The 26,564-nt window shown below is 40.8% G+C and carries 25 protein-coding genes and 2 pseudogenes; 18 read left to right on the forward strand and 9 right to left on the reverse strand.

From position 1 onward, the window contains the following. Positions 1 to 86: 86 nt before the first annotated feature. The 11 genes and pseudogenes from ABRT01_RS04225 to ABRT01_RS04275 all read left to right on the forward strand — a co-directional run bounded on the left by ABRT01_RS04225 (position 87) and on the right by ABRT01_RS04275 (position 13,187). The gene (locus ABRT01_RS04225; protein WP_269410759.1) at positions 87 to 1,025 is read left to right on the forward strand and encodes a YybS family protein; all 939 of its coding nucleotides are present in this window, start codon (positions 87 to 89) and stop codon (positions 1,023 to 1,025) included. Between the two features lie 302 nt (positions 1,026 to 1,327). Then, positions 1,328 to 3,300, forward strand: a pseudogene (locus ABRT01_RS04230) (DHH family phosphoesterase). Continuing rightward, the gene (gene rplI, locus ABRT01_RS04235; protein WP_269410757.1) at positions 3,297 to 3,743 is read left to right on the forward strand and encodes a 50S ribosomal protein L9; all 447 of its coding nucleotides are present in this window, start codon (positions 3,297 to 3,299) and stop codon (positions 3,741 to 3,743) included. The pseudogene ABRT01_RS04230 and the gene rplI overlap by 4 nt, the downstream one beginning before the upstream one ends. A 269-nt stretch (positions 3,744 to 4,012) precedes the next feature. Next, positions 4,013 to 5,380 (forward strand): replicative DNA helicase, encoded by a 1,368-nt coding sequence (gene dnaB / locus ABRT01_RS04240; RefSeq protein ID WP_269410756.1) that lies wholly within the window; start codon positions 4,013 to 4,015, stop codon positions 5,378 to 5,380. A 204-nt stretch (positions 5,381 to 5,584) separates the two neighbouring features. Next, on the forward strand, positions 5,585 to 6,175 hold the full coding sequence (locus ABRT01_RS04245) for a uracil-DNA glycosylase (protein WP_269410755.1): 591 nt from the start codon (positions 5,585 to 5,587) through the stop codon (positions 6,173 to 6,175). A 119-nt stretch (positions 6,176 to 6,294) separates the two neighbouring features. After that, positions 6,295 to 6,999, forward strand: a complete 705-nt coding sequence (gene yycF, locus ABRT01_RS04250; RefSeq protein ID WP_269410754.1) for a response regulator YycF — start codon at positions 6,295 to 6,297, stop codon at positions 6,997 to 6,999. Positions 7,000 to 7,005: 6 nt separating this feature from the next. Then, entirely contained in the window at positions 7,006 to 8,832 is a 1,827-nt protein-coding gene (gene walK / locus ABRT01_RS04255; protein WP_269410753.1) for a cell wall metabolism sensor histidine kinase WalK, read from the forward strand. Next, the gene (locus ABRT01_RS04260; RefSeq protein WP_367746381.1) at positions 8,832 to 10,121 is read left to right on the forward strand and encodes a YycH family regulatory protein; all 1,290 of its coding nucleotides are present in this window, start codon (positions 8,832 to 8,834) and stop codon (positions 10,119 to 10,121) included. Before walK ends, ABRT01_RS04260 begins: the two co-directional genes overlap by 1 nt. A gap of 2 nt (positions 10,122 to 10,123) precedes the next feature. Next, a complete protein-coding gene (locus ABRT01_RS04265) occupies positions 10,124 to 11,047 on the forward strand; it encodes a two-component system regulatory protein YycI (protein WP_367746382.1) in 924 nt (307 codons plus the stop codon). After that, positions 11,044 to 11,841, forward strand: coding sequence for an MBL fold metallo-hydrolase (locus ABRT01_RS04270; protein WP_367746383.1), 798 nt, complete (start codon positions 11,044 to 11,046; stop codon positions 11,839 to 11,841). Before ABRT01_RS04265 ends, ABRT01_RS04270 begins: the two co-directional genes overlap by 4 nt. 122 nt (positions 11,842 to 11,963) lie before the next feature. After that, positions 11,964 to 13,187, forward strand: coding sequence for a S1C family serine protease (locus tag ABRT01_RS04275; protein ID WP_269410749.1), 1,224 nt, complete (start codon positions 11,964 to 11,966; stop codon positions 13,185 to 13,187). A gap of 256 nt (positions 13,188 to 13,443) precedes the next feature. On the opposite strand, the gene ABRT01_RS04280 is transcribed toward ABRT01_RS04275, so the two are convergent. Beyond that, on the reverse strand, positions 13,444 to 13,818 hold the full coding sequence (locus tag ABRT01_RS04280) for a DoxX family protein (RefSeq protein ID WP_269410748.1): 375 nt from the start codon (positions 13,816 to 13,818) through the stop codon (positions 13,444 to 13,446). Between the two features lie 103 nt (positions 13,819 to 13,921). On the opposite strand from ABRT01_RS04280, the gene ABRT01_RS04285 reads away from it, so the two are divergent. The 3 genes from ABRT01_RS04285 to ABRT01_RS04295 all read left to right on the forward strand — a co-directional run bounded on the left by ABRT01_RS04285 (position 13,922) and on the right by ABRT01_RS04295 (position 16,599). Then, complete coding sequence (locus ABRT01_RS04285) at positions 13,922 to 14,086, forward strand: hypothetical protein (protein ID WP_367746384.1); 165 nt, start codon at positions 13,922 to 13,924, stop codon at positions 14,084 to 14,086. Positions 14,087 to 14,342: 256 nt separating this feature from the next. Then, on the forward strand, positions 14,343 to 16,055 hold the full coding sequence (locus ABRT01_RS04290; protein ID WP_367746385.1) for an ABC transporter ATP-binding protein: 1,713 nt from the start codon (positions 14,343 to 14,345) through the stop codon (positions 16,053 to 16,055). 247 nt (positions 16,056 to 16,302) lie between these two features. After that, positions 16,303 to 16,599 (forward strand): 4a-hydroxytetrahydrobiopterin dehydratase, encoded by a 297-nt coding sequence (locus ABRT01_RS04295; RefSeq protein WP_269410745.1) that lies wholly within the window; start codon positions 16,303 to 16,305, stop codon positions 16,597 to 16,599. A 91-nt stretch (positions 16,600 to 16,690) separates the two neighbouring features. Here ABRT01_RS04295 and ABRT01_RS04300 read toward each other — a convergent pair whose 3' ends face one another. From ABRT01_RS04300 to ABRT01_RS04325, 6 genes and pseudogenes are all read right to left on the reverse strand, one after another. Then, the gene (locus ABRT01_RS04300) at positions 16,691 to 17,179 is read right to left on the reverse strand and encodes a GNAT family N-acetyltransferase (RefSeq protein ID WP_367746387.1); all 489 of its coding nucleotides are present in this window, start codon (positions 17,177 to 17,179) and stop codon (positions 16,691 to 16,693) included. Between the two features lie 330 nt (positions 17,180 to 17,509). Continuing rightward, positions 17,510 to 18,211, reverse strand: a complete 702-nt coding sequence (locus ABRT01_RS04305) for an ABC transporter permease (protein ID WP_269410742.1) — start codon at positions 18,209 to 18,211, stop codon at positions 17,510 to 17,512. Beyond that, positions 18,212 to 19,123, reverse strand: a pseudogene (locus ABRT01_RS04310) (ABC transporter ATP-binding protein). A gap of 143 nt (positions 19,124 to 19,266) precedes the next feature. Then, on the reverse strand, positions 19,267 to 20,112 hold the full coding sequence (locus ABRT01_RS04315; RefSeq protein ID WP_367746388.1) for a LytTR family transcriptional regulator DNA-binding domain-containing protein: 846 nt from the start codon (positions 20,110 to 20,112) through the stop codon (positions 19,267 to 19,269). Between the two features lie 130 nt (positions 20,113 to 20,242). Continuing rightward, the gene (locus ABRT01_RS04320) at positions 20,243 to 20,620 is read right to left on the reverse strand and encodes a nucleoside 2-deoxyribosyltransferase (RefSeq protein ID WP_269410740.1); all 378 of its coding nucleotides are present in this window, start codon (positions 20,618 to 20,620) and stop codon (positions 20,243 to 20,245) included. Next, positions 20,617 to 21,240 (reverse strand): GNAT family N-acetyltransferase, encoded by a 624-nt coding sequence (locus ABRT01_RS04325; protein ID WP_269410739.1) that lies wholly within the window; start codon positions 21,238 to 21,240, stop codon positions 20,617 to 20,619. The genes ABRT01_RS04320 and ABRT01_RS04325 overlap by 4 nt, the downstream gene beginning before the upstream one ends. 140 nt (positions 21,241 to 21,380) lie before the next feature. Here ABRT01_RS04325 and tatA point away from each other — a divergent pair, with 140 nt between their 5' ends. Next, on the forward strand, positions 21,381 to 21,587 hold the full coding sequence (gene tatA / locus ABRT01_RS04330; RefSeq protein WP_269410738.1) for a twin-arginine translocase TatA/TatE family subunit: 207 nt from the start codon (positions 21,381 to 21,383) through the stop codon (positions 21,585 to 21,587). A 451-nt stretch (positions 21,588 to 22,038) separates the two neighbouring features. Continuing rightward, positions 22,039 to 23,583, forward strand: coding sequence for a M14 family metallopeptidase (locus ABRT01_RS04335; RefSeq protein ID WP_367746389.1), 1,545 nt, complete (start codon positions 22,039 to 22,041; stop codon positions 23,581 to 23,583). 284 nt (positions 23,584 to 23,867) lie between these two features. On the opposite strand, the gene ABRT01_RS04340 is transcribed toward ABRT01_RS04335, so the two are convergent. Next, complete coding sequence (locus ABRT01_RS04340) at positions 23,868 to 24,227, reverse strand: Lin0512 family protein (RefSeq protein WP_269410736.1); 360 nt, start codon at positions 24,225 to 24,227, stop codon at positions 23,868 to 23,870. A 201-nt stretch (positions 24,228 to 24,428) separates the two neighbouring features. Then, a complete protein-coding gene (locus tag ABRT01_RS04345; RefSeq protein ID WP_439649467.1) occupies positions 24,429 to 25,370 on the reverse strand; it encodes an SDR family oxidoreductase in 942 nt (313 codons plus the stop codon). Positions 25,371 to 25,573: 203 nt separating this feature from the next. Here ABRT01_RS04345 and ABRT01_RS04350 point away from each other — a divergent pair, with 203 nt between their 5' ends. Together ABRT01_RS04350 and rlmH are read left to right on the forward strand one after the other, a co-directional pair. Beyond that, complete coding sequence (locus ABRT01_RS04350) at positions 25,574 to 25,744, forward strand: hypothetical protein (RefSeq protein ID WP_367746393.1); 171 nt, start codon at positions 25,574 to 25,576, stop codon at positions 25,742 to 25,744. 301 nt (positions 25,745 to 26,045) lie between these two features. Continuing rightward, complete coding sequence (gene rlmH, locus ABRT01_RS04355) at positions 26,046 to 26,525, forward strand: 23S rRNA (pseudouridine(1915)-N(3))-methyltransferase RlmH (RefSeq protein WP_269410733.1); 480 nt, start codon at positions 26,046 to 26,048, stop codon at positions 26,523 to 26,525. Positions 26,526 to 26,564: the final 39 nt, after the last annotated feature.

The raw sequence follows: 26,564 nt of genomic DNA on the forward strand, positions 1-26,564 counted from the left end.
TTCAATCCCAAAATGTCTACAAAAAATGTTATCATATAGTAATGATATGAAAAAAAGTCTGTAATTGAATGTAAGAGGTGCAATTCATGAATCGATCGAAACTACTGACAGAAGGTGCATTACTCACTGCGATTTATATGATTCTCCTTTTAATTATCACGATTGTACCAGTGGTGGGAGCTATTGCTTTCTTTCTTTTGCCAATCCCATTTGCAGTATTTGCATCACGATATAATTGGAAACCATCACTTATCATGTTTGTGGCGTGCCTGGTTCTGTCAACTTTATTTGCAACAGCCTTTTCTCCGCTAACCATTTTGATGGGGCTTGGCGGGATCATGATTGGTGTTGCCATGAATAAGAATTTGTCAGCCTATGAAACATGGGCACGGGGTACGGTTGGTTTTGTGATCGGCTTCGTATTTTTGTTTTTGATTACACAGTTGGTGTTTGATGTGAATATTGTAAAAGCAATCAACCAGGCAATTGACCAATCGATGGAGCAAGCCCAGGGAATGATGGATCAGTTTGGTTTGCCAGGGCAAGCCGAAGAACAGCTTTCCATGATTGAACAGCAGGTCGATCTGATGAAAAATTTAATTCCAGCCGGTATCGCAATAATTGGAATTATTTTTGCCTTTATCTGTCAATGGATCAGTTATAAGATTGTCAATCGTATATGGAGCAAGGATTACCGATTTCCGCCCTTTCGTAATCTGACATTGCCGGTATCACTCATATGGATTTACTTTATTGCGATTATTTTCTCTTTCTTTGATTTGGATCCAAATGGAACCTTGTATTTGGCAGTAAATAATGTGTTAATGCTCATTGGTACATTAATGATTTTACAAGGATTTTCACTGATTTTCTTTTATGCTTATCAGAAAGGCGGATCAAAGGCACTGCCGATTATCAGTATTATAGCTACACTTTTTATACCGTTCTTGGTAATTCTGGTGCGAGTCTTGGGAATCATTGATATAGGCTTTCGCTTGCGGGATCGGATTTCCGCCAATAAATAAAGTGAAATTTCATTCAGTGGGGGTTTTACAGCCCGTTAATGCGAGATAAAGAAAGAATTGTGCAATCGGCTAAACGCTGGTCGATTAAAGCCGGACGTCTTGTGCTGACGTTGGCATGACCAGCGTCTTGCGAACTGAACAAAGGTACTGGAACCGGATGGAAGGCTGCAGGACGCAGGTCAGTTCGGCGTTGCGACAGGGTCGCGGGCTTGGCCGAACTTTCCCTCCCCTGGCAATACCCAGAATAGGGCCTGGATTTTTGTACGTTCTTACCTAACGAAAAAGGTTATGGAGTGAATTCTATGCCAGATTTACAGAAGAAACCCGCATTTAGTAGACACCTATGGATTATTTATTTATTATCCATTATTCTGCTTGGTGTCATTTGGTATTATCAATGGATATTAGGGTTATTAATGACGTTATTTTTAATTGCATCGTTTTATTATAGTATTCGAACCGAGAAAACAATTATCAATGAAACAGAGGAATATATTGCGACACTCTCCCACCGGATCAAGAAGGTTGGCGAGGAAGCATTATTGGAAATGCCAATTGGAATTGTTCTGTACAATGAAGATTACATCGTTGAATGGGCGAATCCGTATATGAATCGATTCGGTGAGGAGGATATCTTAGTTGGCAAGTCATTGAATTTGCTGTCCGATGATCTCATTCCAACGATTAAGGAAGGAAAAGATGAAGTTTGGTTTGAACTGGAAGGCTATGATTTTCAGTCGATTATTAAAAAGGAAGAACGTCTGCTATACTTTTTTGACCGAACTGAGCAAAAAAAATTCAAACATTATATGAAAATGATCAAACAATTTTAGCAATCATTTTTTTGGATAACTATGAGGAAATCACGCAAAACATGGATGATACATGGAAGAGTCAATTGAATTCAAAGGTTACAGCTGCCTTAAATGATTGGTCACATACGTATGGGCTATATCTGAAACGAACGTCACAGGAGCGGTTTCTGGCAGTTGGCACAAGGGAAATTCTTGGTAAATTGGAAAAGACCAAGTTTAATATTCTTGACGAGATAAGAGAACTTAATTCAGAACAGAATATTCCATTGACGATCAGTATCGGCGTTGGTTATGGTGAGATGCTGTTACCTGCACTCGGGGAATTGGCACAATCGAGCCTTGACCTGGCACTGGGCCGCGGGGGTGACCAGGTTGCGATTAAGGATGATCTGGGAAAAGTTCGATTCTATGGCGGGAAAACCAATCCAATGGAAAAACGTACAAGGGTCAGGGCTCGTGTTATCTCCCATGCACTGAAGGAATTAGTGAAGGAGAGTGATCAAGTACTGATTATGGGGCATAAGTCACCTGATATGGATTCGGTTGGTGCCGCAATTGGTATTTTAAATATTGCCAGAGCCAATGATGTGGAAGGGTATATTGTGCTTGATCCGAATGATATTAATTCAAGCATTACCCGGATGATGGACGCGATTAAAAAAGAGGAAAGTTTATGGAACCACTTTATTGAGCCAGATGAAGCAGAAACAATTGTTACTAGCAGAAGCCTGGTTGTTGTTGTTGATACGCACAAACCGTCTATGATGGCTGATCCTCGATTGTTAAGTAAAACCGACTTTAAGGTTATCATTGACCATCACCGCCGTGCTGAGGAATTCGTGGATAATCCGACACTTGTATATATGGAACCGTACGCATCATCGACAGCAGAATTGGTTACAGAGTTGTTGGAGTATCAGCCGAAAACATTAAAATTGAAAATGCTGGAGGCAACCACACTGCTTGCTGGTATTATTATTGACACGAAAAGTTTCACATTACGAACGGGATCACGAACATTCGATGCTGCATCCTATTTACGTTCCAAGGGTGCTGACACGGTGTTGGTGCAGCAATTTATGAAAGAGGACTTAAATATTTATGTGAAGCGCAGTAAGTTAATCGAACGCGCTACAGTTTATCATCATTCGGTTGCCATAGCCAAGGGAATCAAGGGGGAAACCTATGGATCTGTGCTAATTGCCCAGGCAGCGGATACGCTGTTGACGATGAGTGGAATCGAAGCTTCATTCGTTATTTCTGAACGGGAAGATGGTAAAATTGGTATAAGTGCAAGGTCACTCGGTGATGTAAATGTGCAGGTTATTATGGAGAAAATGAACGGCGGCGGTCATTTAACCAATGCCGCAACACAAATTGAGGATACTACCATGGATGACGCTGAAGCACTGTTAAAAGAAATACTTGAAGATTATTTTGGAGGAGGAGAATTAGAATGAAAGTTATCTTCTTAAAAGACGTGAAAGGTAAAGGAAAAAAAGGCGACGTTAAAAATGTTTCTGATGGATATGCCCGTAATTATTTACTAAAGAATAAATTAGCTGAAGAAGCAACAGAAGGTAATATGAAGGCATTAAATGCTAAAAAGCGTAAAGCAGCTCAAGAAGAACAAGCGGAAAAAGATGAGGCTATAAAATTAAAAGATACCCTTGCCAATCTAACTGTTGAGTTGCAAGCAAAGTCAGGAGATAACGGTCGTCTGTTTGGCTCCATTACCAGCAAACAGATCGCTGAAACATTGGAAAAATCGTACGGCTATAAGCTCGATAAACGTAAAATTGAACTGGATGAACCAATCCGGGCTTTGGGATACACAACCGTCCCGATAAAACTCCATCCCGAAGTAACAGGTTCCATAAAAGTACACGTCACAGAAAAATAGGGACAGAGGGACGGTTCTCCTGTCCCATCGTTTTCATACAAGTGCGTGTTCAAAAAGGAGGATAAAAAGGACCGAGAAGTTCTAGGCGGCGTAGCTTTGAGCACCGGAGTGTACATAAAAGGTACATGAGGAGCGGAAAAGCAAGCCAACGACGAAATTCGACGTGTCATTTTTACCGGACTTTTTGAACATCCTCTACAAGGGAAACGATGGCTTGATAAGTAACCAACCCTTAGTCACTCCGATTTATAAGAGGAGAAATGAAACAAATGAATGAGAATTGGAATGATCGTACACCACCACATAATATTGAAGCGGAACAGGCGGTCATTGGTGCTATTTTCCTTGAACCTGAGGCTTTTTCCCAAGCCTCTGAACGGTTAATGCCGGCGGATTTCTATCGGGCCGGTCATCAACGCATCTTTGAGACAATGATGCGGCTCTCCGACCTTGGTGAACCGATTGACCTGGTCACGGTAACTACATCATTATCAAATGCAAAACTGTTAGATGAGGTTGGCGGGGTCTCCTATTTGACCGATCTGGCTGGCAGTGTCCCAACCGCTGCTAACATTGGTTATTACAGTAAAATTGTTGAAGAAAAATCGATACTGCGCCGGTTAATCCGAACCGCAACAGACATTGTTACTACCGGTTACACCAGAGAAGATGATGTCGATGATGTTTTAAATGAGGCGGAGAAAAATATTCTCGAAGTTTCACAGCGACAAAGTGCCGGCGCTTTTAAGTCTATCAAGGACGTATTAATAGAGGTCTACGATGATATTGAAATGCTGCATAATCATCAAGCGGATGTCACAGGCGTACCAACAGGGTATCGGGATCTTGATCAAATTACCTCAGGGTTTCAGCGCAACGACCTGATTATTATCGCTGCCCGTCCATCAGTCGGTAAGACCGCATTTGCGTTAAATATTGCGCAAAACGTGGCTATTAATACCAATGAAAATGTGGCGATCTTCAGCTTGGAGATGGGCGCCGAGCAGCTTGTCCAGCGGATGCTTTGTGCGGAGGGCAATATTGATGCTCAGCGTCTTCGGACAGGTACGCTGGAGGCCGATGACTGGGGAAAGTTGACGATGGCAATGGGGAGCTTGTCCAACGCTGGTATTTATATTGATGACTCACCTGGCATCCGTGTTAGTGAAATTCGCTCCAAATGTCGGCGGTTAAAACAAGAACATGGATTGGGTATGATCCTGATTGATTATTTGCAGCTCATCCAGGGAAGTGGCAATTCCAGAGAAAACAGACAACAGGAAGTATCCGAAATTTCCCGGTCATTAAAAGGACTTGCCCGGGAATTGAATGTACCATTAATTGCTTTATCACAGCTATCCCGTGGTGTGGAGCAGCGTCAGGATAAACGCCCGATGATGTCGGACTTACGTGAATCCGGAAGTATTGAACAGGATGCTGACATTGTTGGATTCTTATATCGTGATGATTATTATGATCAGGAATCGGAAAAACAAAACATTATTGAGATTATCATTTCCAAACAGCGTAATGGCCCTGTTGGCACAGTGGAGCTTGCTTTCGTAAAGGAATATAATAAGTTCGTTGATTTGGATCACCGTTACCAGGAAAGTGATATCCCGCCAGTACCGGTATAAGGCGGATTCTTAGGGGAACCCCGGTAACGCACAAAATCTTCAATTGAGAAAAGATCCTCCATTAAAAACTAACTCAAGCTGGTTTCTATGCAAGCTCCACAGCCTTCAAACATGGGAAGGCTTATTTTTTTCGTTCTGTTGTGAACCTTGAAATACTGGATAAACTAAGTCTTATTAGCTTATAAATCCAGGAGGAAAAAAACAATGGCAGACTTTTGCCCGGTTCTGTGGCCGGAGGAACCAACACCGAAAAATGAAAAATCATGTAAGGAATGTGGTCTTTATCAGCATGGTTCAAGAATGATTTGGGGTGAAGGAAACCCCGATGCTCCGATTATGGTTTTATTGGACAATCCAGGGGCGCGGGAAAACCGTGAAGGAAACCCGTTTGTCTGTGGCACAAGGCAAACATTGCAAACAGCCGCCAATGATGCAGGATTAAACATGCATGATTTATATGTAACCTTTATATTAAAGCGAAAGCCAACTAAAAAATATGACAAAGAAGCGACCAGAGCTATTTGTATGAACCATCTGGAGCAACAACTGCAAGCAAAACAGCCGGCATTTGTGTTGTGTTTGGGGAATGTCGCTGTCCAATCGTTTTTTCAAGATGTTCATGTTGATGTAAAATCACTACGCGGTCAAATGCACGATGTACGAGGATATCAAACCTGTACCGCTTACCACCCATTAGCAGTCAGACGCCGGCCAAATTTATGGAAGTTATTTCTGGAAGATTGGCGATTCCTCGCTAACAACTACCAAACACGCATGAGGCTAAGTATCAATTAAGGGGGATAACCACATCATATTAGCTGTCCTCCCCCTAAAATTAAAAATAGAACAAAAGACATTTGGCCAAAAGTAAGGTAAAATAGACAAAAGCATGTGACTAAAAGGATGTGACTGGATTGAGTCAGAAAATATTAGTTGTTGATGATGAACAGCCCATTGCAGATATATTGAAATTTAATTTGGAAAAAGAGGGTTATCAGGTTGTTTGCGCATATGACGGAGACGAGGCGATTGAACTTGCGCAAAGTGAGGAACCTGATTTAATATTGCTGGATCTTATGTTGCCTAACAAAGATGGCAATGAAGTATGCCGGGAAATCCGTAAAACCCAATCAATGCCGATTATTATGTTGACGGCAAAAGATGCGGAAATCGATAAAGTTCTGGGCCTTGAACTTGGTGCAGATGATTACGTTACCAAACCGTTTAGTAATCGGGAACTAGTTGCCCGGGTGAAGGCAAATCTGAGAAGACAACAGAATATCCCGGATGATAAGGTAAAAGCAACCAAAGATATTGTGATGGGGAACCTTGTGATTCACCCGGATGCATACGCTGTTACCCGAAATGGAGAACAGGTGGAACTGACCCATCGTGAATTTGAATTATTGCATTATTTGGCACGTCATATCGGACAAGTCATGACCAGGGAACACCTGCTGGAAACAGTCTGGGGGTATGATTATTTTGGTGATGTACGGACGGTTGATGTAACGGTCAGAAGACTTCGTGAAAAAATTGAGGAGAATCCAAGTAACCCCATGTGGATTGTGACACGCCGTGGAGTTGGTTATTATTTGCGTAATCCTGGCGAGGAGTAGGTTTTTATGAACAAAGTCGGTTTTTTCCGATCGATACAATTAAAATTTATCATTATTTATATTTTACTCCTTGTCGTCGCCGTACAAGTGATTGGCTCCTATGTTGCAAGGGAATTGGAGGAACGCTTGACCTCCAACTTTAAGGAATCCGTGGATAATCGTGTCGAGTATTTATCTTTTAATTTGAAAGATGCCTTTACAGAGGAACGTACCGAGGATGAAACGGAGCCCACGTTACAGGAGGATGTCCAGGAAATCGTTAATAATATTGGCCCTGAAGAGATTACTAGCTTACAAGTAGTCAACAATGTCGGCCGGGTACTGGGTGCCAATAGTTATTCTGATCAGGATAAGATTGGGAAGAAAACAACGGGTGATCTAATTACAAAGGCTCTTTCTTCTGATGTTTCCTATAAAAATACAATGTTAAGTGCGGAGACGGGAAATAGGGTTTATGTACGGATAGAACCGCTTAAAATCGGCGAAGATATCGTCGGCGCCATCTACTTGGAAGCATCATTGGAAAATGTCTACAATCAATTGCAGGAAATCAGCCGGATATTCTTGCAGGCATCTATTTTGGCAATTATTGTTTCTGCGTTATTGGGAATCCTCGTTGCCAGGACGATTACCAAGCCAATTACCGAAATGCGTCGACAGGCCCAAACGATGGCTAAAGGTGATTTTACACAAAAGGTTAATGTTTACGCCCAAGACGAGATTGGTAACCTGGCAGAGGCATTTAACGATATGAACGATCAACTCAAACACTCGTATGCAACCGTTGAGGAAGAGCGGCATAAGCTAAGCAGCGTTCTGTCCAATATGTCTGATGGGGTTATTGCAACCGATGCAACCGGAGCTATTAATTTAATTAATGACGCAGCAGGTAAATTGATTAGCCGTAATCCCGACGATGTAAAAGGTGAATTCCTGCTTGATGTGCTGCAATTGGGAGAAAAAGACGTCGATTTATCCCAAATGCAGGAGAGCGGATCAATGGTCATTGACTTCAGTGAAGCAGATGATATCTTTCTTATTCGGGCAAACTTTTCCACCATCTCTGATGACGAAGATGATATTATTGGCTTTATTACGGTGATTAGTGATGTAACGGAACAAGAAAAAGTGGAACAGGAACGCCGGGAATTTGTATCAAACGTGTCCCATGAGTTGCGCACCCCATTAACAACGATGCGGAGCTATATGGAGGCACTGACCGATGGTGCCTGGCAGGACAAATCGATTGCACCGAAATTCTTACAAGTGGCACAAAATGAAACGGAACGAATGATTCGAATGGTCAATGATTTGCTGCAGCTGTCCCGGATGGATAATAAGCAATATGGGCTGCATTGGGAAAAAACAGACTTTATAGCTTATATTAATCATATTATCGATCGGTTTGAGATGAATGCTTATGAGGGGATCGGTTTCAGCCGTAAATTGCCTCATGGTGTATATTATGTCTGGATGGACAAGGACAAGATGACCCAGGTATTGGATAATATCATTTCCAATGCCGTTAAATATTCTCCTGAGGGCGGAATGATTTGTGTTAGTGTTGAGAAACAACGGTATCAATTATTAGTCAGTATTCAGGATGAAGGTATTGGTATCTCTTATGATAAGGTAGACAGGGTGTTCGACCGTTTTTACCGGGCAGATAAAGCAAGAACAAGAAAACTTGGCGGAACTGGTTTAGGATTGGCAATAGCCAGGGAATTGGTGGAAGCACACCATGGCAGGATTTGGGCTAAAAGCAGACAAGGCAAAGGGACAACTATTTATTTCACCCTTCCGTTGATGAATCAGAAGCGGAGGACCGGCTAATGAAATTAGAAACGGTAAAATCAGTTATTTTGGCAGTTTTAATTGGAATTAGCTTGTTGTTGACATTGGGACTTTGGAGTTACCAGCCAAATTACAAATTTATGGCGAATATGGAATATGCGGAGGCAGATATTGGCGGTAAAGGTGACGTACACAAGAAAGATGTCATTGTACCTACTTCCGTCATCTTTCATCGTTATAATCGTGTTTATGGATTCACGGATCCAAAGCAACGGGAGTCATTATATCGGGATATGCAGTCCTGGGTGATGTATAATTTTAAAACAGGAAAAGCGGATGGTCCGCCCACTGATGATTATCAGGTAGAGCTGACATTTCCTTATAAACTACCGATGAAAATCCTGGATAGTCTATTTTCGTTTAATGAAAAAATTGACTTGCCAGACTGGTCGTTTCAGCGGATATACATCACTTTTAATGAGGACTTGTCATTAAAAGTGCAATTTTTATCAGAGAATGGTGATCAGCGCGCAACTGCCCTTGTCAATAACTCCAAAAAATATAATGAATTATGGAATTATGTAACCAATCCAAAAGAGTTAAGTGAGTATATCCTATTCAAAGAATCAGATACACCCATTTATATTCCTAAAAATAAACCGGAGATGAAACAAAGAAGGGTTGCCATGCAGAGTATTAACCCGGGTGAGCTTGTGGATGTATTGTTTAGTAATCCAGAAATCGTTCGTCGGGACACAACAAATGCCGGAGGGGTTTACTATACGGACGAGGTACGTGGTATGCGTGTAAAAGGAGATGGTAAGAGTATCGAATTCTTTAACACGTTAAATACCAGTTACAACCAAATGGAACCAATGAATTTGTTGGATACCAGTATAAACAATATTAATGAACAAAAAGGCTGGACAAGTGAATTTCATCTGGAGGAATTACGGCCAGCAACCAACTTTATACGCTATCGTATGTTCTATTCTGGTTATCCAGTCTTTAACAGTGATTTAGCTGTCATTGAGCAGGAGTTTCGGAATGACGATTTATATAAATACCAGCGCCCTATCGTCAGTTTCAATACCCCGCCAGGTGAAAACACCGTAGAATTGCCTTCAGGTGAGGATGTTATTTACATGATCGACAAGTCTGATATGAAAGCAGATGAAATTGATGATATCAGAATTGGTTATCATTTGGCAGCGGAAGATGATGATTTGCCCTATTTGACCATGAAGCCAGCTTGGTATGTGAAATATAATGGGAACTGGCAGGAATTAGAGTTCGACAAATTATCCATCAATAAGGGGGGAGCTTGAGGATGCAATGGAGTCAGATTAAAACACTGTTTATCCTCTGCTTTCTCGTGTTGGACGTGTATTTAGCCGTTCAGTTTTTTCAAAAACAGGAAAAGAATGATTTGGATATTATGGAACAACAGGAGTCGACGATTGAACAGCAATTAAAACTGGAGGATATTACATTACCAAAAATGCCGGATGGAGAACTGGAGGAATCCTACATTTCTCTCAAGCAAAAAAGCTTTTCAGAGTCTGACTTGAGCGGGATTGCCAGTACAGACAACCAAAAAATAACTGTTGTGAAAGATAAATTACTCGTTTCCAAATTTGATAAACCTATCCCCATCAAAGATAGTGATGAAGCAAAAGATGTCATCAAGAATAACGTGTTCTCTCCTGACAGTTATGTTTATTGGGATTGGGATAAAGATTTGAATGTGATCATTTATTTCCAAAAGAAAGATAAAGTGCCTGTCTATTATAACGACAAAGGTCTGTTGCTCGTATTCTTAAACGATAAGAACGAGATTGTTTGCTATACACAAACCATGCTGGGTAAGGAAAATAAGGATTTTGATAATAGTAAGAAGCCGCTGATTAAGCCGATTCGGGCCATTGATACATTGTATAATCACAATGAACTGCATACAGGTGAGAAAATTACCAGTGCAAAAGTGGGCTATTACACAACCCAACCTATTGCCAGTGATGAGCAAACATTTGCACCGACATGGAAGATCACAGTAAATGGAAAACGTAATTATTTTATCCATGCGATCGAAGGGTTTGCTTTTCCTAATGATGATGATAGCACTTTTCTAAAAGATTCCATTACCTCTATCAAAAGCTCCCTCACTGCTGTTAAAGGGGATAGGGATTTCAAGGGGATTATAAAGCAGCTGGATCAAAAATTAGAGACAAATAAACGGGGTGAAGAGGAATGACCTTACGATTTAGTGTATTGGCATCAGGAAGTACAGGAAATGCCTTTTATATCGAATCGGATAGCCAAAAGCTGCTTGTTGACGCAGGACTTAGTGGTAAGAAAATGGATCATTTATTTAGGCAAGTTCACGTAGATCCGAAAACATTATCCGGAATTCTGGTCACGCATGAACACAGTGACCATATTAAAGGGCTTGGGATCGTTGCACGCAAATACAACTTACCAATCTATGCGAATGAAAAAACATGGAAGGCTATGGAAGGATCGATTGGGAAGCTCTCCCTCGACCAAAAGTTTTATTTTGAAATGGAGGAAGTTAAAACATTCGGTGATATAGAAGTGGAATCATTTGGTGTTTCCCATGATGCTGCTGAACCGATGTTTTATACGTTTCGACATGATGGTAAGAAAGTTGCCCTTGTAACAGATTTGGGCTATGTATCCGAGCGAATCAAGAAGACGGTTGAGAGTGCGGATGCCTACATATTTGAGGCGAACCATGATGTGGAAATGCTGCGGATGGGAAGATATCCATGGAATGTCAAACGCCGTATTCTGGGCGATTCCGGTCATGTTTCCAATGATGATAGTGGATTGGCATTATGTGATATAATTTCCAATCGTACCAAGCGTATTTATTTGGCCCATTTAAGTCAAGATAATAACATGAAAGATCTGGCTCGCATGTCTGTTGGCAATGTACTTGGGGAACGAGGAATTGATGTGGGGCACACGATTGAGTTATGTGATACAGATCCTTATCAGCCAACAACCTTATACGAAGTCGGTTAAGCGAAAACCCAATTCAATGTTCCTCATTCAATTAAATCCACCTATCATTATGACGAGTTGCTTATGTGCATGATAGTAATTCATTTTACATATGATATGGGTAGAATGAAGGAGTTGAATGTATGGACTATTATGATAATCAACCCCCGCCGCCAAACCGAAATAAAAAAAGGCGGAGCTGGTTACCCGTTCTATTAGGTATTGTCATCGGGATTGTTGTGGTGATTGTTGCCATGCCATCATTAATGAAAACAGGAATTGTACCCGATAGATGGACACAACAGGCGGAGCAACATCATAATCAAAACCAGAAGCCTAATCCGGGTGATGGGACAGCCGAAAATAATTATGTAAATGTTGATGTAACCACCCAGTTAACCAATATTGTGGAAAAGGTTAGCCCAGCTGTGGTCGGTGTTTCCAACATCCAGCGGGAGGGAAACTTTTGGGATCAGCAAGGCGAAGAAAGTGAGGCAGCTACCGGATCCGGTGTTATTTATAAAAAGCAGGATGGATATGCCTATGCAATTACCAACCACCATGTTGTAGAGGGTGCCGATGACTTGGAAGTGGTTCTATCGGACGAAACACATTTAAAAGCCGAGCTGCTTGGAAGTGATTTATTTTCTGACTTGGCTGTCTTACGGATGAAGGATGACAAAGTGGATGGAGTCATTGAAATGGGTTCATCTGACAATGTTAAAGTTGGTGAGCCAGCCATTGCAATAGGAAATCCCCTTGGTATGCGTTTTTCCGGATCAGTTACCCAAGGTGTGATTAGCGGGAAGCAACGGACTATTCCACAGGATTTTAATCAGGATGGCCGGCCTGATTGGCAGGCGGAAGTGCTCCAGACCGATGCTGCGATCAATCCGGGAAATAGTGGCGGTGCACTCATTAATATTGAAGGTCAACTAATAGGCATTAATTCCATGAAAATCAATCAAACAGCAGTCGAGGGAATTGGTTTTGCGATCCCGATTGATTCTGCCAGGCCAATTGTCAATGAATTGGCGAAAAACGGAAAAGTGGTCAGACCATACTTGGGTGTTGAAATTTACTCCTTGGAAGAAGTCCCGCAATCCGAGTGGAAAAACACCTTGAAGTTGCCAAAAGAGGTTAAAGGTGGCGTCTATATCTGGAATATCGAGCCATTATCTCCTGCAGATGAAGCGGGTCTAAAACGCCTGGATGTTATCACCGAACTTGATGGCAAAGCTGTGGATAACATGATTGATTTGCGAAAGATATTGTACCGGGAAAAGAAAATTGGTGATACTGTGGATGTGACGTATTACCGGAATGGGAAGCAACATAATACATCGATTAAATTGACTGAGAAATAAAGAAAAGCAAAAAGTGCACGTGCCCAGGTAGTGGCGTAACGGCTAAATCGAACGTACCCCGTGTCGAATGATCTGGATTATGATGTATTCGCTATTGCGGAAGATAAAAAAGAACTGCTCTGTTTTTGCCGGAGCAGTTCTTTTTTTGATCGATAAGAACGTTTGTACACATGTGGACAAAATTGTGGATAACTTGCTGTTTGCCTGTTATTTTTGTGTTTATAATTATAAAATGGTGATACATGATTGGATTTTCTTATACTTTTTTTGGGACATGCAGCCAAATGACAGCCAGTAACACGAGCATGACGATATCCAGCCGGGCCTCAAATAAGAAGGATAGCAAGCCGCGATTAGTGGTCAAAGTCGGAATTTTAGTAAGAAAGATGGCACCAAGCATAATGATAATGAGTGGTGTGGCTGCCTGCTTTACATAAAGGCGGATGACAATCAACGTGCCGCACACGATCTCAGTAATCGCCACAAGAAATAAAAATGAGTTCGGAAATGGCAGCGCCAGATTACTAAAGAAAACCTGGAAATTATCGTCAACCAGTTTCATGATCCCGGATGTAATAAATACATAACCGATCATATAACAAACCCAATGGAATAATGGCAGTCTCCTCATGATTATCCCTCCAATTTAAACGTACTTTATGTATATGCAAAAAATGAGACAACCTTGACAAGCATTTTATGTTTATTGGTTTTTGGATAAAACTAGCTGATACTTGGCTGAAAGTTCAGGTGTTGCTGTCAATATGGGAGGAGAAGTGATTGATATATTCGTATCCCTGGTCGATAATTTGGCCGATGTGGTTGATACAGATGTGAATTTGGTCGATAGCTGGGCACAAGCGGTTGATACGGATGTACCCTTGGTTGATATGTCCTAGGAAGTGGTCGATAACCCGCGGCCACGGTTGATATCCCCTATTATGCGGTCGATAAGCTGATACACCTGGTTGATGTCTAACCCAATTTTGGCCAATATTGTTATATTTTAAGTTGAATTGATCATTAAATGTGCAACCGGTCCCGAGTAATAATTTTTACTAGTATAAGTCTCTAAAAATGCGTCCCTATTGCTAATTGACATGGCAACGCTTATAATCCTTGTAGACATTCATTTTTTATAAAGGATGTGCCATATTGATTAGACAATTTTTCTCCTATTATAAACCACATCGTCGGCTATTTTTGATAGATTTTTCCTGCGCAGTCATTGTCGCGCTGTTAGAACTCGCTTTTCCGGTGGCGGTGCAATCATTTATTGATAAACTCCTGCCCAGCGGGAACTGGAACCTGATCGTACTTGTCAGTATCAGCCTTTTGCTTGTTTATTTACTTAGTACTTTTTTACAATATGTTGTCACGTATTGGGGTCACAAACTTGGTGTGAACATTGAAACCGACATGCGGCAGCAATTATTTAATCATGTACAAAAGCAATCATTCCGCTTTTTTGATAATACCAAGACAGGACACATTATGAGCCGGATTACCAATGATTTATTTGATATTGGCGAACTTGCCCACCATGGCCCGGAGGATTTTTTCATTGCGATGATGACTTTTGTTGGTGCCTTTCTGCTGATGTTTAACATTAACTTTCAGTTGGCCGTTATCATTTTAATCATAGTGCCGATATTAATCTGGCTGATCGCGTACAGTAATATAAAAATGAGCAAGGCTTGGCGTAAGATGTATTATGATATTGCCAACGTCAATGCCCGCGTTGAAGATGCTATTTCCGGGGTACGGGTGGTTCAGTCGTTTACCAATGAAGGCTTTGAAATGGATCGGTTTACCAAGGATAATTACAGCTTTCGCAAAGCAAAAATTGGTGCTTATAAGGTAATGGCTTTTGTCAATTCCAATATTTATATGATGATGCGCTTTATCATTTTGGTCGTTCTGGTTGTTGGCGCATGGCTGACTTTTAACGGACGGATGGAAATGGGTGAATTAGTTGCATTTGTGTTATTTACGAATGTATTGTTCAAACCAATTGAAAAAATAAGTGCCTTACTTGAGTTATATCCAAAAGGTATGGCTGGATTTAAACGGTTTACAGATATGTTGAAGGTCTCCCCCGATGTAACCGATCAAAAAGGTGCACAAACTGTTTCCCATTTAAAGGGAGATATCTTCTTTGATCGGGTAACATTTGGCTATGAAAAAACACAAGCACCGGTATTAAAATCACTAAGCTTTGTCATTAATGCAGGGGAAACAGTTGCTTTTGTCGGGCCATCCGGTGCAGGAAAAACAACGATCAGCTCGCTTATCCCCCGTTTTTACGATGTTGACAGCGGTAGAATCGTGATTGATGGCCTGGATATCCGTGATATGACCAAAGAATCCTTAAGAAACCAGATTGGTATTGTCCAGCAAGATGTATTTCTATTTACCGGAACACTACGGGAAAATATTGCTTATGGAAAACTCAATGCGACGATGGAAGAAATTGAGCTAGCTGCTAAACGGGCTCATATGGAGGAATTTATTAATGACCTCCCGGATGGCTATGAAACTCAAGTTGGTGAACGTGGATTGAAACTGTCAGGCGGTCAAAAACAGCGAATTGCGATTGCCCGGATGTTTCTTAAAAACCCGCCTATCCTGATTTTGGATGAAGCAACTTCTGCCTTGGATACGGAGACGGAAATGATTATTCAGCAGGCACTAACCGAATTGGCAAAAGATCGAACAACCATTGTGATTGCCCATCGTTTAGCCACAATTAAAAATGCGGATCGTATTATGGTCGTTACCAAAAATGGCATTGAAGAGGAAGGAAATCATGATCAACTATTACAACGCCAAGGCATATTTGCCCATCTCCATCGCGTGCAGATGTAGCAAGCAAATAGTAATATTAATCGTAAACCATGAATAAGATACGGGAAGGAATGCAGCGGTTGAGAAATCCGTCGGTCACAACACATGCTGACGGATATTTTTTCAAGTTTTAGCATTGTTGTTTGTGGATAAACATATATAATCAGTTTTTTCCACAAACTTATGCACAAAAACCTGTGGATAATCTGTGCATAAACATTTTGAAGAATGACATCAACCTGGAAAAAGTGGGAAAGGAGAATTACAAATGGAACGGTTAAGTGAAGAACAAATTGCAAAAGAGCTGGAACAATTGCCCAAGTGGAAACGGTTGGATGAAAAGTGGGTTGCCAGGAAATATCACTTTAAAAACTTTTTGGCCGGGGTTCGTTTTGTGGATCAAGTTGCTGAGTACGCAGAAAGCAAGAATCATCATCCCTTTATTGCAATTGATTATAAAGCGGTTACCCTCAAGATCACCTCTTGGCGGGCAAAGGGGCTTACTGATTTAGACTTTGAAATGATTCACCATTTTGATCAGTTATTTGAACGGGCGGAGAAGTAACCATGTGAATGCGACGAATGGAATGTATAAAAATAACCCGGGAAATTTGTCGATATTTCCCGGGAAATGATGAAATAAAAGGCTTATCAGTTTAGCGAACTTTTAAAACCATACGGATAGTTTGCAACAAGTGTCCGTCAAAATCCTCCTCGAACTCAGAGATAATTTTAAATCCTTTTGCCTCGTAAAAATGTTTGCCAATATCGTTGTCCTTTTCCACACTAATAAAAACTTCTTTCGCGTCAGGTTGCAGTTTCAATCCTTCATGCAGTAAATCCGTTCCAATGCTAAGACCTTGATGTTCTGGCAAAATATATATTGCCCCCAGTTCTGTCTGGCCAATATCATTAACGGGAGAAAAATTCGCAAAGCCAACGATCTCCCCATTCACTTCTGCAATAAGAAATAAAGAACTTTTTAGGCGATGTTTCATTTGCTCATCACTATATGCCGTCTTCAGGAAATTATTCTGTATATCAGCAGGAATGATTCCATCATACGTACTGTTCCAACTTGTTTTGGCAACATGCTGCACCTGTGAAATCTCATCGGTTTTCATTGTACGGATCCGATTATGCATGTACCCTTAACCTCCCCCGAAATTTTCTACGAGTATACCATGATCCCGAAATTTTTTCATAAGCCAATACATCCAGAATGAAGGTGGTTCCTAACAGTGGCTGCTGACCACTAATGGTGCTAATTGTTTTTCGTAAAGCATGCTGCCATTTCTAGCCCGGGAAATAATGATAAGAATGATTTCTGATGGCCAACATACACGGATACCGGAAATGATAACTATTATGACTTTTGTAATTGCCGTAAGAATGGAACGTCAGGTCAGAAACATCGGTTATTTTCCGGGAAATAACCAAACTGGTGCAAAGATGTAATTCATCCAAACAAAACATCACTCATCTCGTCTTACATTTTTAAAACAGACAAAAGCAAACAACGCTGCCGCCAGCATCCAAATCGTTCCAACTACAATTGGCATCCAGGAATGTGTTTCCTCCATATCAATAAGTTGCGGAATCGGGAAGTAATCGGTAATTTTCATGGTTAATCCGTCTTCGGGTAAGCCAAAAAAATTAATCATGGGGGTAAAACCAAAAATAAACATAATCGGCATTAAATACACGGTTGTAATACCCACGGATTTGACGAACAGTCCAACGCCGATTCCAAGAAACAGGAAAAAGAAAAACAATAATACTAAACCAATGACTGCCTTTACATGTAAAAATGGTTCCATGCCCATGATCGATAGTGAAATCAATAGGCTAATGACAGTCATTAATGTCGTGACAAGGCTTTTGCCAATAATGATATCCATAAAGGATGCCGGTGATAGAATGAGTCCGCGCAACGTTTTCTTTTCGTTTTCTTCAGCCATCAACATCATCATACAGCCTGACGTTACCGCTGAATAGGTGGTACCCACGACTAAATAGGTGACCATCAATGGTATTTCTTCCCCATTTCCTTCCCCCATTCGGCTATAGAATAATGCCAAAACAATAGGGAGTATTGGCATGAAAAAGAGCATGGAATTTTTCATAAAATCTTTGATATCCTTTTCAAATATGGCTTGTATCCGCTGCGTGTTCATTTATACCAGCTCCTTTCCGGTGACTTTCAGGAAAATCTGTCCCAATGTCGGGTTATCCGTATGCATCGTTTTGACGCGACCATCCTTGATTAATTGGGCGATTTTGTCGGCATTTGCTTCACTATTGTCAATTACCAATCGTTCCCCGCTAAATGTTTCCACGTGGAAGGCATGGGTTGAATATTTGTACCTTAGTGTTTCGGGTGCATCAATTTCCTGCAGTTTTCCCTGGTGTAAAAAAGCTACCCTGTCACATAATGCATTTGCTTCTTCCATGTCATGGGTGTTGACGAAGATAGTTGTACCTGCTTCATTCAACGTTTGTAACCCCCGGTGGATATGTGCAGAATTGCCTGGATCCAATGCTGACGTAGGCTCATCCAGAAAAACCAGTTTTGGCTGATGGATTAGCGCTTTTGCCAGCAAGACGCGCTGTTTCATCCCTTTAGACAGTTTGGAGACTTGTTTTTCCCTCTCATCTTGCATATTCACCTGTTCCAACATGACATCAATCTACTTGAGGGGTGTATTGTATAACCTACAGAACAGTTTTAGATTATCGTAAACAGTTAGCCGTTCATATAAGGCACTATTATCCGATAAGATCCCAATTTGTGATTTAAAATTTGCTGATTGAAACTTTTCCGATCCCTTTCCAAGCACTTGGATCTCCCCTGCCGTTTTACCAAGCTCTCCAGTCAATATTTTGATCATGGTCGTTTTTCCAGCACCACTTGGTCCAAGCAAACCAAAAATTTCTCCTTGTTTTACATCAAAACTGACATCGACAAGTGCCGTTTTTTTGCTGAATGTCTTGTTCAAATTCCTGACTTGGATGATATATTCCATATTAAACTCCTCCCTTGCTGAACTGTTTTCATCATACGGTGTTTGAACCGTAAGTGCAGTCATATCAAGGTGAGTTGTGTGGATTTTCAGCTGAATGGTACCTATTTTAGGTTGAAAATTTCCTGGATAGCTTGTATTTTTGTCCGTGATAAAGGAATAGTTGATTGAACCTTGTTATCGATCCTTAACGAATATGTATTCTTTGACTATGTGATAATTTCCCTGACCTTTTGCAGGTTGACAATGTATGAACGATGGCATCGGTAAAACCCATATAGTTCCAATTTCTGTTCTATTTCTGTCAAGGTCGAGTCCAGCGCAAAGGATTCATTATTAATCACGATAGAAGATTTCCCATCCTGGCTTTCGATGTAATCAATTTCAGTTGGATCAAACAAGATGACTTTATCGTCGACTTTGGCCGGAACTTTGAACATCTTTTCTACGGTGAGACTGATGGGTGTTTCTTCAGCTGCCTTTTGTTCTTCTTGTGTTTCAGTTTCCAATTCATGTAAGCCCTGATCCTGCAGACGGTAGGCAATATCACCAAGCAACAGGGCATGCTCCATGTTGGATACCAATAAAAGCACCTGCTTGCTTTCTTGTGCCATTTGCTTGAGCATTTTGATGAAGGTATTGATGGTAAGGACGTCAACACCGTGAATCGGTTCCCGAAAAACATTTAAATTTGCACCTGCCATATAGTGCTTGGCATAAAAAACCCGGCGGATTTCTGATGTACTACATTTCCGTAATGCCGTTTTTGCACAGTTTGTCAGCTGGAACATCACTAAAATTTCCGCAAGTGGTGTTTGGCAATTAAACCATTGATGGAAGAATTTGATATTCCCCTGAACAGTGAGTCGTTCGTACAATCCTTCTTGATAATCAAATAATTTCACATCGTGGTTTTCCCTCAGCACTTTAACCAGCTCTGCCTGCAAATCAATATCGCTATAGATCGCTGTCGCCTGGGAACTGTCAATGTTAATAGAAAATTTAGGTAATTTATGGTTCGCTGTTGTCTCCTGATCTATTTTCAAAGTAGTCATGGACATTCTCCTATCGAATGATAGCTGTTTTCCGGTTCATTCGGTTAAAGTATGGCATAAAAATATCCAACCCGCCATACCCAATTCGTCGTATGCACGGATTGAAATTAAATTTTTCAGATATGCTACTCTAAGCCAAACCAATCGTCACCAGAAAGTCATCAATCTTGCCATGGAACCGTTTAACTCCATCAACATAATAAAAGGAAATTGCCAAATCACCTTCAGCATTTTCTGGTGAATAAATGTATATATCCTTTTCCAAGGCAAGTGCCAGGCCTAGCTCAGTATGACTCCCTTTGCCGGCGGGGAGCAGCAAAATAAATATATCGCATGCGGCAATAGCACGTTTTTCTGCCTCGCCAATTACCTTTAATGTTTTCATATCTATTGCTTGCTGATTGATGGTCCAGTCATAGGTGTGCTTGTACCCTTTTACAGTTAGTTTTAAGGCAACATATCGAACCAATTCCTTGTTGGCGAAGCTGGATGCAATATAAAAATTCACTCCAGAGGTTCCCCGCTTTCTTCACTTTCATCGGTTGGCACATGTTCTTCACTTGTTTCATGTTGTTGCTTCATCTCTTCTGTTTGCCATTCGTCTGCCAACATGCCATAAACAACATGATCCACATAATGGTCATACAGCCATTCCGTTTGTCTGAGCAATCCTTCTTCAACAAATCCCAACCGTTCAGGGATTGCCCGGCTTTTTTGGTTTTCATATGCAGCGCGAATATCGATTCGGTTTAACGCTAATTCGGTAAAACCGTGTTCAACCAGCGCACGACAAGATCGAGTCATAATCCCTTTTCCCTGAAAGCTGTCTGCCAGCCAATAACCGATATACCCGATTCGATTAGTCCAGTCGAAGCTGTTAAAGCTGACCGTACCAGCAAGTTGTCCGCGATACATAACAGCAGCCGTCAGTCCAGTTTTTTCACTGTATTGTTGTAAGGTATATTCGATGAATGCACGGGAATCGTCAACTGTTTCTGTTTTATCGACCCAACTAAGCCATTTCCGTAAATTGTCCCGGAATTGATCGGTCAGGCTGAATAACGCTTCCGCATCGGTTAATACCAGTAATTTTAACGTGATCTCTTCATCGACTTCTTGATAAAACATGGCAAGCACATCCTTATCTCATTACTAGTAGTAATATTGTATCACAAAATTCAGTTACTAATTGTCCTAATTTATTATATGGCAGAACCGGGATAAAAGAGAACTACTTGGGTAAAATAAAGCTAAAAGAGGTGACCTTTATGGGTTTAAGCAATATTGGCATTCCCGGTTTAATTCTTATCGTTATATTAGCGCTTATTATTTTTGGACCGAAGAAACTCCCGGAAATTGGCAAAGCGGCGGGTCAGACGTTACATGAATTTAAATCCTCCGCTAATGAGTTGATTAGCGATAGTGATGATAAATCCAAAGAAACAAGTGAAAGCACAAAATCACCAAAGGAATAAGACATGCAGAAGAGAAGGCAGATTGCTTTCTCTTTTTCATTATAGTAGAGGATGTTTAAAAGCCCAAAAACAATGATATTTTAAAAATGGAGATGATACCTCAAAAATGACACTATCCTCTTGAATAAATTATAAAACCATTAGGACTACCCTTGTCATTCATTCCGATTAATAGAAGTAGTCGGTAAGTTGTAATTTCTACTGAATATGCTAGTACTTGTTATTCATTTTTAAAAAGTTATCTAAACCTGACATGATCTGACAGTATCTTCATTTTAAATCTATTATACTTGTTTAAAATTAGTAGACAAAACCGGTTACTACTTATTTGAGCAACTTGAAAAGGCAGTGTTGATGGAAGTAGCAGCTTTATCATTCATCTGAAGGAGGCGTTATATAATAAGCTATCAATGCTAAATAGGTTTAAACATAATATACAAGGAGGATACAAATGAGAAGAGGAATATGGGGAAAAGTTATTTCATTTTTAGCTATTGTTTTATTCATAACTATCAATCCAATAACAGGACATGCGGATGAAGGAATAAATTCCGATGATCCGCCAACTACTGGATTTGAGGATAGGGATGGCGATGGTTGGACAACGCTTGATGAAGAAGCTAAATTTTTGGAGAAGGTTTCTGAGTTATCGGATCGAGTGACATATGAACAGATTGGAAATTCTGGGGAAGGTCGGCCAATTTATATGGCAAAAGTGGGCTATCCGGAGGTTCCATCAGATGAAGAAATAGCGGATGGCCGAAATGTATTGATTATGGGTACGCCACACGGGAATGAACCCGCTGGACGTGAAATGACATTGAAGACATTGCGGAACCTGGCATTCAGCGATGATCAAGAAACCATTGATATGTTAAGTAAATCTACTATTTTGTTTGTCCCAACGCCAAACCCGGATGGCAGACAGTCGAATACCCGTGGAAATGCTTCGGGAATTGATAACAATCGGGACCATTTAAAATTGGAAACACCCGAAATTCAGGTGATTGCCGAGATGATGAATACATTTAAACCAGATATCACTGTTGATGCCCATGAACGTCCGCGAGACTACGGTGATCCAGATGTGGAAATGTTATGGCCACGTAATCTGAATGTTGATGAAAAATTACGTGACCTCAATATAGAGATGGTAGAGGATTACTTATTTCCAGATGTAGAGGAAGCCGGATTCACAACCGGGGAATACGGAACACCGCCGGGATCTGGAAGTGGATCGGAACGTATTTTGCGTAATATGGGTGGACTGCGGCATGGGCTTTCCTTACTGATCGAAACCCCGGGTAAAGCAGAACCTAATTCCCGTGTGGATATGCATATGGCCACGATAGAGTCTGTGCTGAATTTTTATCAGGAACGTTATACGGATGTAGTAGATGTGGTAACAGAAGCACCGAAGCATAAGGAAAAGGCCGGGGCAAACCAGGAAACCTTCTATTTAGATGGGACCCATGGCTGGGATGAAGCAGATTGGGTTGCGTTGGACCCAGCACCAAGCGGTTATTTGCTTGATAATGAACAGGCTAAGGATATCGACCGGCATATTCGACTATTTTCGTTGGAGACGGAAAACTTCGAAGACAATGGTGGCGTGTATCTATCGATGGAGCAGCCAATGATGACAGTTATCCCACTCCTGATTGATGAAGGTGCTCCAAATCATCAAATAGAGGGGTTGGCACTGTACGATAGTACCAATCCTGGCTCCGCAGAAAATATGAAAAAACAGGTAGAACATTTTGAAAATCAAGGGGACTTTGATAGTGATCAAGCCGCGCGTACATTAAAAGAGCATTTAACCGCGATTGATCGATTTGAAAAACAAGATGATGCAGATAAAGTAGCCAAGCATTTGACCAGTCTTGGGAAATTACTAGACCATCAATATAGCGATGAGCTACTTACGGAAACAGCATTCGATAATCTCCGAGCATATACAGATTATTTACTGGAAAAATGGGAGGTTTCCATTTGATGCTATTAAAAGTATGACTCATGTTGTAGCAATAAAATATTACTAAATGAGGATGATGCTAATGGTTGGATAGAAAATGGTAACGTTTCATTTGAAGTTTAACATACCCATATAGCACGTTTACAACATGCTGTATGGGTATATCATTACAAGAACGATTGCAATCAGTAGGAACTATCAAGCAATTTTTTGTATTTATACCTTGTTTTAACAAGTTGTCATAAATCTTCAAAAGCGAATCAAACATACGGTAGTACTTAACCATCATTCATAACATTGATAACTTAGTACCCAACTTCAACAGCCGCATTGACGATATACATCTGATCATTCTTATCCTGCTTGTCCTCCAGAAAAATCCCGCTGGTTGTAGCCATTCCGCCAACAACAACTTCTACAGTAACCGTGCCATATGGAATCTTTGCTTTAATTTTTTCGACATCCACTTTATCCTGGTCAGCCGGCACTGCCAACTTCACATTTACTTTCATATTGTCGAGCTTTTCATCAGGCAACATTTTGGCAATACCCGGCATGGAATTGTAATGAATCGCATCCTGTACCGCCCGTTGTGATGCGATTGTTACATCCTGCCCATGTACATCAATACCTGTCCCGGTTTGAATGAATAAGAGTTGTTGCAAAGTAGTTCCTTCCCTTCTTGGGTTGTTTTGTATTTATTTTCCCATGATATACCTCATACAAACACAGATTAGGTTGGCATGCAATATTTTAGTAAATTAACAAGGGGACTAAAAAGGGATAAAATCCCGATTATAGGGTGAGAGAGAAAGAGAAGTAGTTAGACATCTCCCCTATCTCTATTCCAAGTTTTTTGTATTGCTTTAAGAATTGGTCGATTCCCCTCCATCCACATGCAATACTTGCCCCGTTACCAGTTGGGAATCATCAGAGGCAAGATAGACAAAAGTCGGGGCGAGTTCAAACGGCTGTCCCATACGGTTGAATAGGTTATTCCCATGCAAGGCATTTTCATCAGATGAGAAGCTCGCGGGAATAAGCGGTGTCCATATTCTCCCAGGTGCAATAGCATTTACCCGAATCCCTTGATCAGCAAGACTTTTGGCAAGTGACCGTGTCCATCCAACAATAGCCCCTTTGGTTGCCGAATAGTCAATTAGCTGTGGTTCTCCGGCATAAGTAACGACGGATGTTGTACCAATGATGGAGCTTCCCGGTTTTAAATGCGGTAAAGCGGCTCTGGTAATATAAAAATGGGCGTAAATATTAACTTTAAATGTTTCATCAAATTGCTCATCTGTAATATCAAGCAGACTATTTTGTTGAAATTGAATGCCAACATGATTACAGAGAATGTCCAGCCCGCCAAATGTGTTAACTGTCTGATCCACGATGGTTTTACATTGTTGTTTTTCCCTTAGATCTCCAGGTAACAGGAGACACCTTTGACCAAGCTCCTCTATCCTATTTTTGGTACGTTCGGCATCATTATGTTCATCTAAATATGCGATAGCTACATTTGCCCCTTCTTTTGCAAACGCAATTGCTGCCGCTGCACCCATTCCGCTGTCTCCTCCGGTTATTAAAGCTATCTTGTTCTTCAGTTTTCCGCTCCCTTTATAGTTAGGGTTTTCGATAATTGGTTTAGGAACCATAAGGTCTTCGTATCCGGGTTGCCTTAGCTGACGTTGTTCCGGATTAGCTAACGGTACTTCTTCATAACGTGTTATTTTGCCGTAATTTGGATATAAGGGATATGGTTTTGTTTGTTTATTTTCCGCAAACCATCTTTGATATGCCCGTATCTCACGTAATTCATCCTCTGTGTAAATTTGATCATTATTGTTTGAAGGCCTTTCTTGATTATGCAACTGTACAACCTCCCTTTGATGTTTATCCTATGTAATGTATGACTGGGCGATCGTTTATGTGCATGCGGGATTGTGCCATGATGGACCTGCTCCAACCCTCATCGTTTTACGTAGAATGCTGCAGGGAGGTGTCACGATTGCGTATGGAATTTAACCCTAAGGTAAAATGGCTGCTAGTTAACCAATCGGATGAAAAAGTAAACATGAATTATCTTCAATCTAATTGGTCCATGCCTATTACCGTAAAAAGACCACCATACTACACAAATCCGCGTTATGAGCCGTATTATCCACTTGTTAAGAGATGAGAATAATGCAAAGTATAATGAAAGGGAGTATAAGTTAGATAGCATGATTACATTTTAGTGGTTCAGCATATAAAAACAGGGTCGAAACGGAAATGCCAACTTCTGCCCTGTTTTATTTATTATATTAGTCACAATTCCTTTAACCCCTGAGCTGATAACAAAAAGACAATCTTGACATTGTTCTTTTGTATGTCAAACTAGTTATAAACAAGATTGCTTTATAAGACGATGGAATATTTTTTACGGATAAAGACTGTATGCTTCATCATTTATTTCAACAGGAAAAGGAAGAAACGGATATATGAATATTACCATTGTTGCAGTTGGTAAATTAAAAGAGAAATACCTGAAGCAAGGGATCCAGGAATATTTGAAGCGGTTGGGTGCCTATGCCAAAGTTAGTATTGTGGAAGTAGCGGATGAAAAGGCTCCGGAAAATATGAGTGATGCGGAAATGGAAGAAGTAAAGCGGAAAGAAGGTGAACGTATTCTCGGACATATCAAGCCGGATACGTTTGTCATTACACTTGAAATCAATGGGAAAATGCTGAACTCGGAGCAGTTTGCAGCTAAAATGGACGAGCTTGCTACGTATGGAAGGAGTAAGGTAGCGTTTGTTATTGGGGGATCGCTTGGGCTCAGTGATGCGGTGCAGAAGCGGAGTGATTTGGCATTGTCATTTTCCAAGATGACGTTCCCACATCAGGTGATGAGGTTGGTATTGTTGGAGCAGGTTTATCGGGGGTTTAGGATTATTAGAGGGGAACCGTACCATAAGTGAATAGTATAGATTGAACTATTTAAAAAACCGATGACAATG

It is taken from the genome of Lentibacillus sp. L22 (genome assembly GCF_040812445.1).
Classification (GTDB): domain Bacteria; phylum Bacillota; class Bacilli; order Bacillales; family Amphibacillaceae; genus Lentibacillus_C; species Lentibacillus_C daqui.